Origin of the sequence: Corynebacterium tuberculostearicum (assembly GCF_046097255.1) — a bacterium.
GTDB lineage: Bacteria > Actinomycetota > Actinomycetes > Mycobacteriales > Mycobacteriaceae > Corynebacterium > Corynebacterium tuberculostearicum_J.
This window is the reverse complement of sequence record NZ_CP175770.1, coordinates 780,931-799,274: the sequence shown is the minus strand read 5'-3', so window position 1 is coordinate 799,274 and position 18,344 is coordinate 780,931. Positions and strand designations below refer to the sequence as shown.

The 18,344-nt window shown below is 60.6% G+C and carries 10 protein-coding genes; 2 read left to right on the top strand and 8 right to left on the bottom strand.

Translation table 11 applies throughout. The annotated features are described in order from the left end of the window. Positions 1-192: 192 nt before the first annotated feature. Positions 193-7,635: an Ig-like domain-containing protein gene (locus ACKFRY_RS03865; protein WP_408923244.1), complete on the bottom strand. Its 7,443-nt coding sequence runs from the start codon at positions 7,633-7,635 to the stop codon at positions 193-195. A gap of 588 nt (positions 7,636-8,223) precedes the next feature. Beyond that, a complete protein-coding gene (locus tag ACKFRY_RS03860; protein ID WP_408923243.1) occupies positions 8,224-9,516 on the bottom strand; it encodes an adenylosuccinate synthase in 1,293 nt (430 codons plus the stop codon). A gap of 87 nt (positions 9,517-9,603) precedes the next feature. Here ACKFRY_RS03860 and ACKFRY_RS03855 point away from each other — a divergent pair, with 87 nt between their 5' ends. Continuing rightward, positions 9,604-10,437 carry a hypothetical protein gene (locus tag ACKFRY_RS03855; protein ID WP_408923242.1) on the top strand — a complete coding sequence of 278 codons (834 nt, stop codon included), beginning with the start codon at positions 9,604-9,606 and terminating at the stop codon, positions 10,435-10,437. Between the two features lie 53 nt (positions 10,438-10,490). Here ACKFRY_RS03855 and ACKFRY_RS03850 read toward each other — a convergent pair whose 3' ends face one another. Continuing rightward, positions 10,491-11,690 carry an FUSC family protein gene (locus ACKFRY_RS03850; RefSeq protein WP_408923241.1) on the bottom strand — a complete coding sequence of 400 codons (1,200 nt, stop codon included), beginning with the start codon at positions 11,688-11,690 and terminating at the stop codon, positions 10,491-10,493. A gap of 165 nt (positions 11,691-11,855) precedes the next feature. Here ACKFRY_RS03850 and ACKFRY_RS03845 point away from each other — a divergent pair, with 165 nt between their 5' ends. Next, positions 11,856-12,965 (top strand): HNH endonuclease signature motif containing protein, encoded by a 1,110-nt coding sequence (locus tag ACKFRY_RS03845; protein WP_408923240.1) that lies wholly within the window; start codon positions 11,856-11,858, stop codon positions 12,963-12,965. A gap of 149 nt (positions 12,966-13,114) precedes the next feature. Here ACKFRY_RS03845 and fbaA read toward each other — a convergent pair whose 3' ends face one another. The 5 genes from fbaA to ACKFRY_RS03820 all read right to left on the bottom strand — a co-directional run bounded on the left by fbaA (position 13,115) and on the right by ACKFRY_RS03820 (position 18,307). Then, positions 13,115-14,149 (bottom strand): class II fructose-bisphosphate aldolase, encoded by a 1,035-nt coding sequence (gene fbaA / locus ACKFRY_RS03840; protein WP_408921826.1) that lies wholly within the window; start codon positions 14,147-14,149, stop codon positions 13,115-13,117. 145 nt (positions 14,150-14,294) lie between these two features. Continuing rightward, complete coding sequence (locus ACKFRY_RS03835) at positions 14,295-15,485, bottom strand: glycoside hydrolase family 76 protein (RefSeq protein WP_150851510.1); 1,191 nt, start codon at positions 15,483-15,485, stop codon at positions 14,295-14,297. Positions 15,486-15,539: 54 nt separating this feature from the next. Next, the gene (locus ACKFRY_RS03830; protein ID WP_408923239.1) at positions 15,540-16,238 is read right to left on the bottom strand and encodes a TrmH family RNA methyltransferase; all 699 of its coding nucleotides are present in this window, start codon (positions 16,236-16,238) and stop codon (positions 15,540-15,542) included. Continuing rightward, a complete protein-coding gene (pyrE, locus tag ACKFRY_RS03825) occupies positions 16,225-16,815 on the bottom strand; it encodes an orotate phosphoribosyltransferase (protein WP_005325539.1) in 591 nt (196 codons plus the stop codon). Before pyrE ends, ACKFRY_RS03830 begins: the two co-directional genes overlap by 14 nt. 55 nt (positions 16,816-16,870) lie before the next feature. Next, complete coding sequence (locus ACKFRY_RS03820) at positions 16,871-18,307, bottom strand: hypothetical protein (RefSeq protein ID WP_408923238.1); 1,437 nt, start codon at positions 18,305-18,307, stop codon at positions 16,871-16,873. Positions 18,308-18,344 lie beyond the last annotated feature (37 nt).

Below are 18,344 nucleotides of genomic sequence, written 5' to 3'. Positions count from 1 at the left end.
TAGTATCGAGTTACGTTCAACAGGGAAAGCCTTAATTCACCATGCCATGGTCTTGTGGGCGATTAAGGGACGCTGAAACACCACAGCGCCCGTGCTCCGTCTCAATGACGGGACACGGGCGCTTTTTACTTGGTGAGGGCTAGCTCCCCTAGGGGGACGGGGAGCTAGTTAGGGAATAGGGACCTTGGTTGCCTACTTGGAGGAGCTGGAAGAACCACCGTTCGGGGAGCAGGCATTAGCCACCAGCCCCAGAGCCAGCACGCCAGCAGCAGCCAGTGCAATGCCGCCGCCAACGCGACCAGCCTCAGACTTCTGAAGCATCAAGTTAATCTGGTTAGCCTGGCGAGCCAGCGGGCCATTGTAAATACCCAGCTGCTTCTGCAGCGCAGTATTCTGCGCACCCAGCTGACGGTTGATGCCATCAATCTGTGCAGAAACCTGCTTCACCAGCGGGGAGAAGCCCGGGATATTCATCTGGGAAGCCAGACCAATCGGCAGCAGGAACAGCAGCGGGATGCCCACACCCGCAGCAGCCGGCGCACAGCGCTTCCAATCAACATTGGAAGAACCAGAAGACAGGCCCGGCAGAGCGGAACCGCCCGGTACGGTCGGAGCGTCCTGGCCAGCGACGGTCACGGTTTCCTCGTTGCCATCCTGGTCCTTGACGGTAACCTTGTCGCCTTCCTTCAGGTCGACGCCCGGGGTTACGGACCACTTACCATCCTTATCGGCGGTGACGGTCTTGGTGGTCTCCTTGCCGTCCTTATCCGTCACAGTGACGGAGACTTCGGTGCCCGGCTTGGCGGTACCGGAGATCTTCTTGTCGCCTTCGGTGACCTTGTCGATGGAAGGCTTGGTGGCGTTGTCACCATCCTCAGTCTTAGAACCAACAGTAGTGGTCTCCTTATTGCCATCCTGGTCAGTGACAACAACCTTGTCACCCTCCTTGACCGGCTCCTCCGGAGCAACAGTCCACTTACCATCATCACCAGCAGTGTCCTTAGACTCGGACTTCTTATTACCGTCCTTATCCTCAACAGTGACAGTTACATCCGTGCCAGGCTGAGCCTCACCAGAGATGTCCTTATCACCCTCGTTGACCGGGTCGACAGAAGGCTTGGTAGCGGTAGCACCATCATCAGTCTTGGAACCAACAGTGGTGGTCTCCTTGTTGCCATCCTGGTCAGTGACAACAACCTTGTCACCCTCCTTGACCGGCTCCTCCGGAGAAACAGTCCACTTACCATCATCACCAGCAGAATCCTTGGACTCAGACTTCTTATTACCGTCCTTATCCTCAACAGTGACAGTCACATCCGAACCAGGCTTAACCTCACCGGAAATGTCCTTATCACCCTCGTTAACCGGGTCGACAGAAGGCTTGGTAGCGGTAGCACCATCATCAGCCTTAGAACCAACAGTGGTGGTCTCCTTATTGCCGTCCTGGTCAGTGACAACAACCTTGTCACCCTCCTTGACCGGCTCCTCCGGAGCAACAGTCCACTTACCATCATCACCGGCAGAATCCTTGGACTCAGACTTCTTATTACCGTCCTCGTCCTCAACAACGACAGTCACATCCGAGCCAGGCTTAGCCTCACCGGAAATATCCTTATCACCCTCGTTAACCGGGTCGATAGAAGGCTTAGTCGCCTCGGAGCCATCGTCAGTCTTGGAACCGACAGTCGTGGTCTCCTCATTGCCATCCTGGTCAGTGACAACAACCTTGTCACCCTCCTTAACCGGCTCCTCCGGAGCAACAGTCCACTTACCATCATCACCGGCAGAATCCTTGGACTCAGACTTCTTATTACCGTCCTCGTCCTCAACAACGACAGTCACATCCGAGCCAGGCTTAGCCTCACCGGAAATATCCTTATCACCCTCGTTAACCGGGTCGATAGAAGGCTTGGTAGCGGTAGCACCATCATCAGTCTTGGAACCAACAGTGGTGGTCTCCTTGTTGCCATCCTGGTCAGTGACAACAACCTTGTCACCCTCCTTGACCGGCTCCTCCGGAGAAACAGTCCACTTACCATCATCACCGGCAGTGTCCTTGGACTCGGACTTCTTATTACCGTCCTGGTCCTCAACAACGACAGTCACATCCGAGCCAGGCTTAGCCTCACCAGAGATGTCCTTATCACCCTCGTTGACCGGGTCGATGGAAGGCTTGGTGGTCTCTTCGCCATTGTCCGTGCCCGGGAAGTCGTCCTTGTCCGTCGGGTTGGTGCCTGCCTTAACCTCATCACCATCGTTGACACCATCACCATCAGTGTCGGCCTCATTCGGGTTGGTACCAATCTCAACCTCGGTACGGTCAGTCAGACCATCCTCATCAGAGTCAGCCTTCGTCGGATCCGTTGGCTCATTGTTGTACTCACCGTTCTCGGAACCATCCAGCTCCTGCTTATCGGTCAGACCGTCACCATCGGTATCCGCCTTGAGAGGATCAGTACCCTTTTCCTTCTCCTCACCGTCGGTTAGGCCATCACCATCGGTGTCAGCCTTCAGCGGATCGGTGCCATTCTCGACCTCGTCACCATCGTTAACGCCATCGTCATCGGAGTCAGCCTTGTTCGGGTCGGTACCGCGTTCCTTCTCTTCACTGTCGTTGAGGCCATCACCATCGGAGTCAGCCTTGTTCGGGTCAGTACCGTCAGCTTCCTCCTGCTCATCGGAGACACCATCACCATCAGAATCCTTGGCTGTGTCATCAGGGGTCTCGTCAGCAACGGTTGGGTTGGTGCCGGCCTTGACTTCGTCGCCATCATTGACGCCGTCGCCATCGGTATCCGCCTCATTCGGGTCGGTACCGATCTCAACCTCGGTACGGTCAGTCAGACCATCCTCATCAGAGTCAGCCTCAGTCGGATCCGTCGGCTCATTGTTGTACTCACCGTTCTCGGAACCATCCAGCTCCTGCTTATCGGAAAGGCCATCACCATCGGTATCAGCCTTGAGCGGATCAGTACCCTTCTCCTTCTCTTCTCCGTCAGTCAGGCCATCACCATCAGAATCGGTGTTCTTCGGATCAGTACCGTCCTTGACCTCGTCACCATCTTTGACACCGTCGCCATCGGTATCCGCTTCCTTCGGGTCGGTACCGTGCTCCTTCTCCTGGCCGTCAGTCAGGCCATCGCCATCGGAGTCAGCCTTATTCGGGTCAGTACTGTCCTCAGCCTCCTGCTCATCAGAGACACCATCACCATCGGAATCCTTCTCAGAAGAAGATGGGTCAGTTGGATCGGTCGGGTCGGTTGGGGTGCCGCCGGTGCTCTCGGAGTTGTTGTCGTCCTTGCCCTTCTCGTGGCCGTCAACTGGAACCTCAGCCTTTACCGGTTCATCCAAAGAGGGATCCTCAACGGTCACGGTAATCGGACCATCGACACCTTCGCCCGGAGTAACAAGGATCTCGCCGGTTTCTGGATCAATCTTGGCCGGAACGCCCTTGCCATCTTCGTCCTTGGCAGTCACCGTGGTTTTACCAGTCGGGTTCTCCACCTTTACGCCGGTCGACTGCTCGTCGTCCGTCGGGTTAACGGTGCTTGGCTTGTCAACTCCCTCGACGGAGACCTTTGGCTGCTCGGCACCATCTTCGTCCTTAGCGGTCGCGTTGGTGCCGGCGTTGACTTCGTCACCGTCGTTGGTGCCGTCACCGTCGGTATCCGCCACGTTCGGGTCGGTACCAATCTCAATCTCGGTGCGGTCGGTCAGGCCATCACCATCGGAATCCGCCTTAGTCGGATCCGTCGGCTTGTTGTCGTACTTAGTGTTCTTAGAACCGTCGAGCTCTTCCTTATCACTCAGACCATCACCATCAGTGTCAGCCTTGAGCGGATCAGTACCCTTCTCCTTCTCTTCACCGTCGTTCAGGCCGTCACCATCGGAATCAGCGTTCTTCGGATCAGTACCATTCTTGACCTCGTCACCATCGTTAACGCCATCGTCATCGGAATCAGCCTTCGTCGGATCAGTACCGAGCTCCTTCTCCTCACCGTCGCTCAAGCCATCGCCATCAGAATCAGCCTTATTCGGATCAGTACCATCAGCTTCCTCCTGCTCATCGGTAACACCATCGCCATCGGAATCCTTGGCAGGCTCTTCAGGAGTCTCATCCTTCACCGTCGGGTTCGTGCCAGCCTTGACCTCGTCACCGTCATTGACGCCGTCACCGTCGGTATCCGCCACGTTCGGGTCGGTACCAATCTCAATCTCGGTACGGTCAGTCAGACCATCACCATCGGAATCCGCCTTAGTCGGATCCGTCGGCTTGTTGTCGTACTTAGTGTTCTTAGAACCGTCGAGCTCTTCCTTATCACTCAGACCATCACCATCAGTGTCAGCCTTAGTCGGATCGGTGCCCTTCTCCTTTTCCTCAGAGTCGCTCAGGCCATCACCATCAGAATCGGCCTTGGTCGGATCAGAACCAAGTTCCTTTTCTTCACCGTCGTTCAGGCCGTCACCATCAGTATCAGCCTTCAGCGGGTCGGTGCCATCGGTAACCTCCTGGCCGTCCTCGACACCATCACCGTCGGAATCGGCCTTTGTCGGATCGGTACCGAGCTCCTTTTCCTCACCGTCGTTGAGGCCATCGCCGTCGGAGTCAGCCTTATTCGGGTCAGTGCCGTCAGCTGCTTCCTGCTCGTCGGTTACACCGTCGCCATCAGAGTCCTTGGCAGGCTTATCAGGAGTGTCAGCCTTCAGCGGGTCAGTTCCGTTCTTGACCTCGTCGCCATCGTTAACGCCATCGCCATCGGTGTCGGCCTTCTTCGGGTCGGTACCCTTTTCAGCCTCTTCCTTGTCAGTCAAACCGTCATTGTCGGAGTCAGCGGTTGCATTCTTAACGACGAGCGGGAAGGTCTGGGTACCAGTGCTGTCACCGTCGGTCACCTTAACGGTGACGTTGTATACAGCATTGCCGTCCTCAGTTACGAGGTCAGCGGCACCCTTGTCGTACTTCGGCGTACCGGTGATTTCGCCGGTACTCGGGTCGATGCTGATACCTTCGGGAGCATTCTGCAGCTCATAAGTGGGGTTGCTCAGATCGGCGCCGTCGGCAGTCTTAGCCTGAACCTTGATCGGGGTGATGTCCTCATCACTCCAAGATTCCTGGCCCTTAATCTTGTCGACTACCAGGTCCTTCGGAGCTGGCTTCTCGTCGCCAGCTGGTACCTGAACCACGATGGTGTCGGTGTATTCCTTGCCATTAATGGTCGCGGTGACCGGCAGCTCGAAGGCCTTAGCTGGAGCACCAGGCTCTTGCTTTGGCACAGAAATGGAAGCAACACCCTTGTCATCGAAGGTGACCTCGGTGCCCTTAGGGGCATTGGAGGTATCGGCCTTAAACTCGGCGTCGGCAGGCAGCGTGTCCACAGCCTCGCCGTTCAGGGTGAGCGTCGGGGCAACCTTGGCGGTGGCGTTGTCACCATCGACGACAAGGTTCTCCAGCGCGGGGTAATCGACGCCGTAATTCTCCTCAGCATCCGGGGTCTCCGGATCGGTCGGGGTCGCGTCAGCCTTGGCTACGGTAGTGGTGGCTGGCTCGGACGGATTCTTGCCATCTTCGGTAGCAACGGCGGAAATTTCGTCGCCCTCGGCAAGCTCTTCATCGGCTGGAATATCAGCGGTGAAGGTGCCTGGGTTGTCTGGGTCCTCGGTAGCGGTAACTTCCGTGCCGGAGGGCAGGGCTACCTTAACTTCGCTACCCTCCGGGGCCTTAACCGTAACCTTCTTGTCATCGGCCTTTACCGTGTCAATGGTCGGAGCAGCGGTGGGTTCTGGAGCCTGATCGGTGACCTCGAATTCGCCGCCCTTGGTGCGCTCACCATTAGGAGATTCAGCAACCAGGGTGTACTTCGTGCCGTTTTCCAGCTCAAGCTTACCGGACTGGAAGTCGCCCTTTTCGATTGCTGCGACGTCGTCAAGCGATGCAACGTCGATAGCGTCAGCAGCCTCATAGTTAAGGTTGCCGTCTTCGTCTTCCTTCAGCTTGTTAGTCGGCACAGCGACAATCTTGACCGGCGCTGCTTCCGCATTCGTGACATCAAGAAGCGGGATGTCCTTGCCCTGCGAGTCTTTGTCCTGTTCGCGCTTGATAGTGCCGGAGAAAGACTCTGCATCGGGGCTCACCGTACTTGCTGCCGGCTTTGGGGCAGCGGGCTTGAAGGACTTGGGATCAAGCGGATCCGTCTTGTCGGTCAGGATCTCCACATCATCGCGTACGCCGTCGCCATCGGTATCGGCTTTCGACGAGTCGGTACCAAGTTCACGTTCGTAGTCGTTAGTGAGCCCATCCCCATCGGAATCCGCAATGTTGAGGTAGTCGGACTTGAGCGTGTTCTTCAGCCGGGTAGGCTCAGCACCGCCGTCTTGCTTGTCGTCGTTCGGCGCAAGCTTAGGCCACTTGTCCGTAAAGTCCACCGAAATCCAGGACGTGGTGTCGATGCGCTTGCCGTACGGGGAATTGGCGAGGTTTTCAGCCCCCTCCTCAAGCTGGTACTCGATGGTAAAGCTGCCGGTGGCGTTAGCTGCGATTCCCACGATGCTGTCCATATTGACCCACACTTGGTCCTTGGTTTTCCCGTCAATGCCGGGCTCGTGGGGTTTATAGGACAGTTCGGGGCGAGTTGCGGTAGTCGCGAACCCTGTCTCCTTGTCGAAGTCCATCTTCCACTTCTTCGCACCCTTAACTGGATTGCCTTCCATATCAGACTTGTAGACCGTGACGTCGGTGATGTGCTTCGCTACATCAGGGCTGATGTACTCGTTAAGAATCCAGTTCCAGTAGCTGTTGCCACCAAAGTTCCTACCTGCCATCGTGGCGGTGGTAGTGGACTTGATGGAGCCCTTCTCTTGGTCATACTTCAGCTGCTTGGAGATACCGTTGTGGTACACATCCTTGCCGGTGCCCTCGAAGGTGTTTGAAGGAACTCCGTCTACTTGTGCAAGCTGATTCTTGCCAACGATGTTGACATGCTGAACAGAGTTATTGAAGATTCGACCATCCTTGCGAACCCAGTAGTAGTCAACCTGCGAACCCTCTGCCGGAAGGCCAAGATCCTCAATCTTCTTGCCATCCTTCAAGAAGATCTGAATATAGGACGCATACGGAACCCACCCGGCACCGGGGAAGTTTTTAGTGTCTTTGAACTTCAGTCCCCACTCAGAGCCCTTCGGATCACGCTTGGTAAATGAACCCTGATGGTCACCATTCACACCCACCAGCTCAATGCGGGCGATCTGGGAGTAGAGGGCCTCATCACGGAATCGGATGTACTGGCCGTTCGCATCCGTATCCCCCTCCGGAGCCTTACCGGCATTCCAAACCGCGTCCCTCAGATGCGGAACCTTGAATACGTACTGCGGGTTGTTTTGCTGCGCATCCACAAACTCCGGCACAAGGCCGGCATAGAGAAGGCCGTCCTCCTCACCGTTGTCATTGATTCGCCCGGAATCCGCCGGAACATAGTTGCCATTGGCGTCGGTGATATCAGCTGCAGCAGCTACTGCCGCATTTTGCGGCGCAACGACAGGGTGAACGAACGGGGCCACAAGAGCCACAGAGAGAGCGGCCGCGGCAACAGTCGTGCCACGGCGGCGTACGGCCGTGCGCATAATGTGCTTCTCGTTCATACCAAGAAGTCCTTTCCTTAAAACACAAAGACATAGAGCCGCCCGAGGTAGGGAGGCGGCGTTACAAGAGGATGTCCCGCTTCCTTCCTCCGAGAAGCGGTAAGCAACCGAAAGCCTCACCCAGCGATGTAAGAGGTTAGAAAGACTCTACTGATTAGCCCACCTGTGATAGTAGCGGTTTGAAGAAATTATGGTAACCGTACTGTTCGCTGAACGTTGCATAAAAATGTGCCCTGCTAACATGGGTGAGATTTTGACGTCGACAAGCTGCATAAAGCATGTTTACGCCGTCATCATTTCGGAGAATGTGAATTATTTCACCCTCGGGGAGTGTCAGACCAAAAGGATGCTCGCAATTAAAAATGCAGGTCAATGCAACTTTTTATATTTATTCCATTCCTACACAATTCTCAGCACGGGCTTATGTAGACACATCTTCGGAGCCAATGGTCTCCCATAAGAAAACCGTCATCTTTCCTTCGCGTCACAGGGAATTGGCAGAAAAGTGACGGCATAAAGCTAAAAGCCCCACACCGCAGCACAATAGCTACGTAGCGGGGCTCTAAGACCGAAAAGAAAGCTCTGGCTTTACTGATCCTCCATCACATCATGGCGAATGATGGTCTGGTCGCGGCCGGGGCCAACGCCGATATAGGAGATACGGCAGCCAGACAGCTCTTCCAAGCGAAGGACGTAATCCTGGGCCTTCTGCGGCAGCTCCTCAAAGGTGGAGCAACCGGTGATGTCCTCATCCCAGGCCGGCATGGTCTCGAAGATGGGCTCGGCATGGTGGAATTCGGACTGGGTAAGCGGCAGCTCGTCGTAGCGCTTGCCGTCGACGTCATAAGCCACGCAGATCGGGATCTCGCCGATGCCGGTAAGAACGTCCAGCTTGGTCAAGAAGTAATCGGTAAAGCCGTTAACGCGGGTGGCATAGCGCGCGACAACGGAGTCATACCAACCACAGCGACGCTTGCGGCCGGTGTTCACACCAATCTCGCCACCGGTGGTCTGCAGGTACTCGCCCCACTTATCAAAGAGCTCGGTGGGGAACGGGCCGGCACCCACGCGGGTGGTGTAGGCCTTGATAATGCCCAGCGAGGTCTTGATGCGCGTTGGGCCAATGCCGGATCCCACGGAAGCACCACCGGCGGTCGGGTTAGACGAAGTCACGAACGGGTAGGTGCCGTGGTCCACGTCGAGCATGGTGGCCTGACCGCCCTCCATGAGTACGTGCTTGCCGGCTTCGAGGGCTTGGTTGAGCTCCAGCTCGGCGTCGATAACCATCGGGCGCAGGCGGTCGCGGTAGCTCAGGAAGTACTCCACAATCTGGTCCGCCTCGATGGCCTTGCGGTTGTACATCTTCACCAGCATCTGGTTCTTGATGTCCAGCGCGGATTCCACCTTCTGGCGCAGGATGGACTCATCAAAGATGTCCTGCACGCGGATGCCAATGCGCGCGACCTTATCGGCGTAGGTCGGGCCAATGCCGCGGCCGGTGGTGCCGATAGCGCGCTTGCCCAGGAAGCGCTCCTGCACGCGGTCCAGGGTCTGGTGGTACGGCGCCACCAGGTGCGCATTGGCGGAAATCTTCAGGCGCGAGGCGTTCGCACCGCGGGCCTCAAGGCCGTCAATCTCATCAAAGAGCGCCTCAAGGTTGATCACTACGCCATTGCCCAGCACCGGGGTGGCGTTCTCGGACAAAATGCCGGCCGGCAGGAGCTTCAGCTCGTATTTTTCGCCGCCTACCACGACGGTGTGGCCGGCGTTATTACCGCCGTTCGGCTTGACCACGTAGTCAACCTTGCCGCCGAGGATGTCGGTCGCTTTGCCCTTGCCTTCGTCGCCCCACTGGGCGCCGACAATGACGATCGCTGCCATTGTTTAGTCACTTCCTCATTATTGAAGCCAAAATACTCTCCAACTTTACACTTTCCCGGCGCAAAAAGCCCGCGTAGCATTGTCCGCATGCGTTTTTTGTTCCTCCGCTGCGGCGCCCCGGGCGTGGCCATGCCTGCCGACGCCCACGATCTCTCGGCCGTTCCTACCCGCAAAGAGCTCGCGCTTATCGACGCCTTCCTATCCCCCCTCCTTCTCACCGACCCCACCCCCTCACTGGACGACATCGCCGCCCAGCCCGACGTCCGCCACCTCGGCGCCCCCGAACCAGCCCCACAGGCCCCACACCTAGTAGAGCCCGCCCGAATCGTCGTCGCCGGCTCTGACGCCGCCCTCTCGGCCGTGCTCACCCGCCTCATGCGCTCCGACCGTCTCTGGGCCGAGGTCGCTTTCATCCCCGTCCCCTCAACCGCAGCCTCCACCCCGTCCGCGGCCGCGCAGAACTGGGGACTTCCAACCGACTCGGCCGAGGCCCTCGACTTCGCCCGGACCGCCCCGGTCCACCCCGCGCCGCTCATCCGCAATGATTCCGGCCTCGCCGTCGCGGGCTCCGCCACCATCTCGGACGCCACAAACGGCGCTTTCACCGGTGAAGTCATCATCGACGACCACACCCTGGCCGCCTCATCCCCCAAAACCTTCGGTGCACGCCTCGTCCCGATGACCGATGCCCCCGGCATCCTCGCCGCCCGCGCCACCTCCCCCATCGAATCCCCGGGCCGCCTGCGCTCGCTCCTGCGCAAGCCCGGCCAGCTCGACCCCGAATCCGTCAGCACCGGCCGCGCCGTCCAGGCCGGCGGCCCGCAGCTGCGCGTCATCGTCGATTCCGTCCCCCACAAGCGCCCGGTGACCCGCGTGACGTTCTACCGCCACCTGCGCGACCTCCAGATCGTCCGCCCTTAACCCCGCGCGACGTCACTCAACGCGCGCGACGTCCTTGCCTCCGCGCGACGACGTTAGTCGTCGCGCCCCCACACCTCCGGCGGGTAGGCCGGGTGCTGCGACGTCGGCACGAGGTGCGCCACGGCCGACTCGCGCGACAACCCACACACCATCAGCATGTCCACCACGAGGGAGCGCGTCTGGCCCAGAATCATATAGGCCGACAGCGTGCCTTCCCTGTCGATGATGTCCAACCCGGCGCGCCCGCCCACGATGCGCAGGCGCTGCACAAGGTCCGGAATCTCAATCGCTTCGTCATGGCCGTGCTTTTTGCCCCGTCCGTAAAGCTCACTTACAGCGAGCATGATTTCAGAAAGCTCATCGAGCAACTCCACCTGCTCGTCCGAAACCTTGTCGCGGTCCTCCGTCAGGCCCAGCGCCTGGCGAGAGAGCACGCGCACACCGCGCACCGCGTTATCTACCGGCATAAGGATGCGCTCCAGCGATCGAATGCTGCGCCGCGATGCCCACAACAGGGGCGAGACCTCCGAGGCCTCCCTGCCCGATTGCGCCGCGCTCAGGAGGGTATTGACGCTGTCTTGCGTGCCGCGCACCGCCTCGCGCGCGTCGCGGATGACTGCGGGGTCTTGCTGGCGGATGCCATAGGTGACGTCGGCAAGAATGCTCGAGGCAATCTTTAACACCTTCGATACCTCGCGCCGCGCCTCCACCAACGGGGAATTGGGAATCAGCGCGATGGTTATCAGGCCAATGCCCGAGCCAATCATCGCGTCAATCGCACGGTGCAGGCCACCTGGGCCCTCCGTGGGTGGGAAAATCGTCGCAATCAAAATCGCGCCAAAGACAATCTGGTTGGTCACCAGCGGCGACTTGGTCAAAAACGAGCCCACCACCAGGCCCGCGCCCACAATGAAGAAGATCTGGAACGGCCCTTGGCCCACTATCTGGAAGAGCAGGTCGCCCACAGCCACGCCAATGATGCCGCCAATCGACATCTCCAGCGCCTTTTTCATCCTGTCCCCACCGGACATCCCCAGAATGATGACCGCAGAAATCGGCGCAAAGAACGGCTGCGGGTGCCCCACCACATCGCCGGCCACCCAGTACGCAAGCGCCGCGCCGATGGTCGCCTGGATGATGTAGACAAACCGCGAGCGGATGCGGTTGACCCGCGAGAGCACCGAGCGGTCAATCACCCGCAGCTTTTGCCGCGTTGAGACTCTTTCCTTCGCTTCCGACATGCCTTCCAGCATAGAAGACCGCCCTTACCATCGCCGCCGGCCCCGCGCATCTCGGCCGTCGGCTGGCTTGTGGATAGCTCTTGCCGACGCCCCCTTTTCCCCCACCTATCCACAATTTCTCCCTCCCCGGCCGCGCACCGCTTGTTCGGCCCTCGAACCCCCTTTAGCTTCGGCCGTGTGAACACCGAATTTCTCTTGCTATGCCGCCGCGGCGTCGACCTCGTCGCCGAATTTCAGGGCTGCTCCGAAGACTCACTCCTCGAGGCCGGAGCCAGCCCCCTTCTGGCTGCCCAGCTCGCCCGCCTGCAACACGTCTACTTCGGCCGCACGTCCAATACCCGCAAGCAGCGCCTCGCCCGCGACGCCGCCCGCACCCGCGCTCACGACCTCGCCACACTCGATAGCATTGAGTCCTATACCCGCCGCGTGCGCGATACCAACCGTGCCTGGGACCTGCGCCTAGAACTCTGTCGCACCGAGGCCCGCCTCATCCCCTCCGTGGCCAAGAAGCTCCTCAAGCAGCTCAATCCTCCCCGTCGCCCCGAGCCCGGCGTGCGCTATACCCGCCGCCCCGACGGCCCCCACACCATCTCGATTACCGCCAATCCCACCGATATCGCCGATATCAAGGGCGTGCTCTCCTCCGTCAACAAAGATGATCCCCTCGCCGCCGCCAAGAAGGTTCTCCTCGAAGGCAACCCCGGCGCGCTGCCGGCCGTGCACACCAACGTCATCCTCACGCTGGACCAGCTCGACCGCATCGTCGCCGCGCCTGCCGACGCCTCCGATATCACCCTCCAGCTCACCAACGGCGCCCGCATGACCGGCGCGCAGCTCGTCGCTCGCGCCTTAGCCCAGCGCGGCTACGTCAGCCTGGTCCACCCGGAGCACGGTCCGGTGAACCTGTACCGCACCGAGCGCATGGCCACGTGGAAACAGCGCATGCTCGCCGCGGCCGAGCATCCCGTGTGCGCGTGGCCGGGCTGCAATACGCCTGCCGACGACGCCCAAGTCCACCACCTCACCGCCTGGTCCGCCGGCGGGCCCACCAACCAAGAAAATCTGGTCACCTTGTGCGCGCACCACAACGCCGTCAACCAAGATGACCCCTCGCGGCCCACGGAACGCGGCCGCATGGTGCGCATCGATGGCCGCATCGCCTGGATACCACCGTGGAGCAACACCCCACGCTTCGTCCCCAGCCCCGCTAGGCCGCCAAACCCGGCCCCTAACCACAACCCCAACCCCAGCCCCAGCTCCAGCGCCAGCTCCACAGGCAACCCCTAACTGCGCCGGCCGCTCACCGAGTCGCCGCCCAGACCCGGTCCGGAGCCGCCCCGGCCGAAAGTACGAAAAAGCCGCCTCCCACGCGGGGAAGCGGCTCATTCGGCATGCCTATATGCGAGACTGCCTCAACTTAGAACATGGTGGCCAAATTACTTGGAGATGGACTTGCCCACGGAGTGCAGGTCCTGGCAAGACTCGATGACGCGCTCGGACATGCTCTGCTCTGCCTTCTTCAGGTAGGAGCGTGGGTCGTAGGCCTTCTTGTTGCCAACCTCGCCGTCGATCTTGAAGACGCCGTCGTAGTTCTCCATCATGTGGCGAGCGATCGGGTTGGTGAAGGCGTACTGGGTATCGGTGTCTACGTTCATCTTGATGACGCCGTAGCGCAGAGCCTCTTCGATCTTTTCCTTCTCGGAGCCGGAGCCACCGTGGAAGACGAAGTCGAAGGCGTACTCGTCCTCACCCAGGCCGAGCTTCTTCTGTGCCACCTTCTGGCCCTCGAGCAGGACCTCTGGGCGCAGCTTCACGTTGCCTGGCTTGTAAACGCCGTGCACGTTGCCGAAAGTAGCAGCCAGCATGTAGCGGCCCTTCTCGCCGGTGCCTAGGGCATCGATGGTCTTTTCAAAGTCCTCAGGGGAGGTGTAGAGGTTAGCGCCCGCCTTGGCCTGGACGCCGTCCTCTTCGCCGCCGACGACGCCAATTTCGGCCTCGAGGATGACGTGCGCGTTCTTAGCCTTTTCCAGCAGCTCCTGGGCGATGACCAGGTTCTCGTCGATAGGGATAGCGGAGCCGTCCCACATGTGGGACTGGAACAGTGGGTTCTCGCCGCGGTCGACGCGCTCCTGGGAGATGGCCAGCAGCGGGCGGACGAACTCATCGAGTACTTCCTTCTGGCAGTGGTCGGTGTGCAGCGCGATATTCACGCCGTAGTGCTTGGCGGCCTCATGAGCGAATGCGGCCAGTGCCTGAGCACCCTTGACCTTATCCTTCAGTGCCAGGCCGGAACCGAAAGCGGCACCGCCGGTGGAGAACTGGATGATGCCGTCGGACTCGGCCTCAGCAAAGCCCTTCAGAGCTGCGTTAATGGTCTCAGATGAGGTGCAGTTGATTGCTGGGAACGCGAAGCCGTTCTTCTTCGCGGTATCCAGCATCTCGTTATAGACCTCAGGGGTTGCAATTGGCATGAGTTTCCATCCTTAAAAAGTGGGTTTGTGGTCAAACACGTTCCAACAGCCAAGTATGCCCGTTTCACGGAAATTCTGCCGCAAAAACCGTGTGACATTTTCAACCCAGTCATTTCCGGGACCAATCCACCCCGACAAGCGTGGGCTATTTAGCCAAATATCGCGCCACGCGGGCGCAGGCCTCCATCAGCATCCAGCCGGAAAGCTGCACGGACAAATCGCGCTCATCTACGCGAATGATGCCGACCTTCTCACTCATGGTGCGCCGGCCGAAGCCGTAGTTATGCGGCAGGCGCGCATCGGACAACCAGTCGGATCCGAAAATCGGCAGGCCGTCGACCTCGAGGCGGTGTTCCCACACCGACTCGGCCGAGGCCACCACCATGCGCGCGGCCAGCTTCTTCGTCGCACGGTTGGCAGGAGAATCGCCGGGCAGGCGCACGGCGACGTCGGCAAGATAGCGCATCAAAATGCCTTTAAACAGGCCACCGTCACCATCGCCGGTCTCCCAGTCCACCACGCCCGAAGGCGTAGCCATGCCCGAAGCCACGGTCTGCACCAAGCCCCGGATGCGGATGATGTAATCCATCATCTCGGAAGCCATCTCGGCCTCGTACACGCTGTCGATCTGTTCCAAATCGCCCACGCCGGCCTTTTCCCGCAGCGCCAGCACGATTTCCAGGCACGCGCCTAGCACCACGCCCTGGCAGTAGGGATGGATGTTTTTTACCACCTCAGGACCGTCCATGCGCATGCGGACGCCGTCCATGATGTAGCCGTCGTCGTCAAGCAGGTGGTCATAGATCCAGTCAACGATGCGGCGCGCTTCCTCAATGCGCCCCATCCGCGCGAGCATGATGGCGCCCGGGCCGTTGGAGGGCACGTTCATGAAATTCTCGCCCAAGCGCCACGGCAGCACGCCAAGCGTTTCATCGAGGCCTTCGTGGATATTGCGCTGCAGGGCCGCCAGCCGCTTCGGCGTCTTTGCCTTCTTCAGGTCTTCGACGCGACCGAAGGCCAGCGCGAGCCAGGCCTTGTCGTCGTAGTACTTATTCTTGGTCAGCTGCGCGAGGTTGCGAATGCGAATGCCGCGCAAGGTGTCATAGATGCGGTGGCGGCGCACCTTGGTGTTATTGCGCAGCGCCGCATCAACGAGGCAGTCCAGGTAGTGGGCCTGCCACCAGTAGTGCCAGTGGACAAAGAGCTTTTCCTTCGTGGTGGGCGGCCAGCTGACCACGGCAAGATTGGTGCGCGGCAGGCCCCATACGGAGTGCGCGTGGCGCTCGTTGATGGCGGCCTCTGCGAGTTCGGCGCGGTGGGCCCACTTTTCTTCCACGATTCCTCAATCACTCCAGTCGCACGGGTAGATATAGCTAGTGTAACGATCTTCCTACCAGGAATTTGCCAGATCGGCGTGCTGGCGGATCCAGGCGTGCATGGCGATGCCGGCCGCAACGCCCGCGTTGATGGAGCGGGTGGAGCCAAATTGGGCGATGGAGCAGGTCATCACCGCGGCATCCTGGGCCGCTTGCGTCACGCCGGGGCCTTCCTGGCCGAATAGCAGCAGGCTGCGCTCCGGTAGCTCGGCCGTTTCCAGGGGCACGCAACCGGGGGTGTTGTCGATGGCAACGACGGTAAGGCCCTCCTCGGCCGCCCACGCAATAAGCTTCTCGACGCTCTCGTGGTGCATCAAGTGCTGGTACCTATCCGTGACCATTGCCCCGCGGCGATTCCACCGCCGCCGGCCGACGATGTGCACGGTATCGACAGCGAAGGCGTTGGCGGTGCGCACGACGGTGCCGATATTGGCGTCGTTTTCGAAGTTCTCGATGGCGATGTGCAGGCTATGCCGGCGCTTATCGATGTCCTCTGTGATCGCTTCCCTGCTCCAGTAGCGGTAGGCGTCGACGACGTTGCGGCGGTCGCCTTCGGCAAGCAGCTCTGGGTCGTATTTCGCGGCCTCCGGCCCTTGCGGCAACGGACCTTCCCAGGGGCCTACGCCATGGCGGCCCTCGTTCCACTCGGTCGGCCCCTTGGCCTCGTCCGGCTTAGTCTGGTCGGCCGCGCTATCTGCGTTAGGCGAGGTCAAGGTCGCCCAGGCCCAGCAGGGAGCGGTACTCGAGGCCTTCTGCAGCGATGACGTCGCCGGCACCGGTCTCGCGGTCTACAACGGTCGCCACGCCCACGACCTCGGCGCCGGCCTCGCGTAGCGCGGCCACGGCGGTCAGCGGGGAGTTGCCGGTGGTCGTGGTGTCCTCTACGACGAGGACCTTCTTGCCTTCTACGTCGGCGCCCTCGATGCGGCGCTGCATGCCGTGCTTCTTGGCTTCTTTGCGCACGACGAAGGCGTCGATATCGCGGCCCTCGGCATGCATGATGGAGGTAGCAACCGGGTCGGCGCCGAGGGTCAGGCCACCGACGGCCGCGAAATCCCAATCTGCGGTCAGCTCGCGCAGCAGGGCGCCGATGAGGCGGGAAGCCTCGTGGTGCAAGGTAGCGCGGCGGAGATCCACGTAGTAGTCAGCTTCCTTGCCCGAGGATAGGGTCACCTTGCCGTGGACGACGGCCAGTTCCTTGACTAGTTCTGCGAGGCGGGCCTTCTTCTCGGCGTCCAGGTTTTGGGCATGCGCGTTCTGGGCGTTGGTGGTGTGAGAATCCACAGTCATCTGCTCCTTGTCGTGGTTCGTGGGCGGCGGCCGGCCGCCGGTATCGGACTCTAGGCTACTCTCCCCGGCGCGGGTCCGATTCCTCGGCCGCGGACTCGCTGGCCGGGTTGGGGTCGACTGGGTTGGGGTCGGCCGCGCGGGGGCCGTCGGTGGTGGAGTCGGCGGAGGGGCTGTCGAAGATGGAGGCGGCGCGGAACTGCTGGCGCGGCAGGCGGGCGGTGTGGGAATCGGGTGTGGGGCGCTCGCGGCCGTCGGCAATGGCGTCTACTTCGTCGCCGCCGAGGGCGCTGTGCTCGACTGGCCCGCGGGTTTCAGAGTAGGCCCGAGACGGCATCTGCAACGGCTCTTCCGGGCGCTGGATGACGGGACGCTCGAATTCGGGCGCGCCTGCGGCCGGCGTGCCGCCGACGGCCTCGACGATGGGCTGGGCGGGAATCTCGCGCGCTGGGTCCAATTCCTCAAGGCGCACCACGTGGGTGGCCGAGGAACGCGGTGGGAGGACGCGGGCGGCGTCGGCAAGCAGGGCGAGAGGCGGCAGCATCGCGTCCCATTCCGCGGAGCGCGCCTGCTTCGTGGTCTGCGCCAAGACCCACTCCGTTTCCATCCACAGTGCGGTAACGGTTTCGGGCATTTGCTGCAGGGCGACGTGGACGCGCTCATCCACCATGCGCTCGGTCACGGCGCTATCCGAGGAATACACATCGAAACCCTCGATGGTCATCGCCAACAGCAGGTCCTCGGAAGCCTTAGCGTCGTCGCGGTCGAAGCGGCGGAAGTCCACCACCATGTCGGAAGCCGCTCCGGTGCGCATGGCCATGACGTTGACGCCATCGATATCCATCAACAGCATCTCGTGGCCATACACGTTGCCGGCGACAATGTCTTTGGGCGCCGCGCCCGTGGAGGCCACTCCCCTAGTCCATTCGTCTACGAGGTAAGGGTCGGCTTTCATGAATTCAAAACCTTTGGCTTCCGCCCAATTGCGGCGCTCGCGGCGCATGGTTCCTGGCAGGATTGGCCGGTGGCGTGCGTGTGGCTTGGAAGGCGCGGGGTGCTCGCTCGCGGACTCGTGGCTCGGCCGGTGCTCCGGTTCGCGGGTCGGTTCGTGCTCGGGGGCCGGCTCGGGTTCGTCGGTTGGCTCAGATTCTTGCTGGGTCGGGGTCTCGGTCGCGGGCTCGGGTGTGGGTTCCGGCGCGGGAGCTGGCGCAGCTGCTTCGGTGGCTGGGGTGGCCGAATCGGCAGGCTCGGCCGAGGCGCCGCTTTCGGGCGCGGCATCGGTGGATGCGGAGTCCGTCGGAGTGGGATCTGCGGGGGCGGCGTCCGCGCGCTCGGTGTCCGCGGGAGTGGGATCCGCGGGGGTGGGAGTCGCGGAGCTGGGGTCTGCGTCGGCGGAGGGTGTAGGGGTGGAGGTGCGCTGTTTGCCGTCGTAAAGCAGCAGGGCACCGCCGGCAATGCCGAGAAGAACCGCAAAAGCAAGGATTAGAAAAGCCATCACCCCACGATAGTAGTAGGAATGAGCAAGCCCCCAG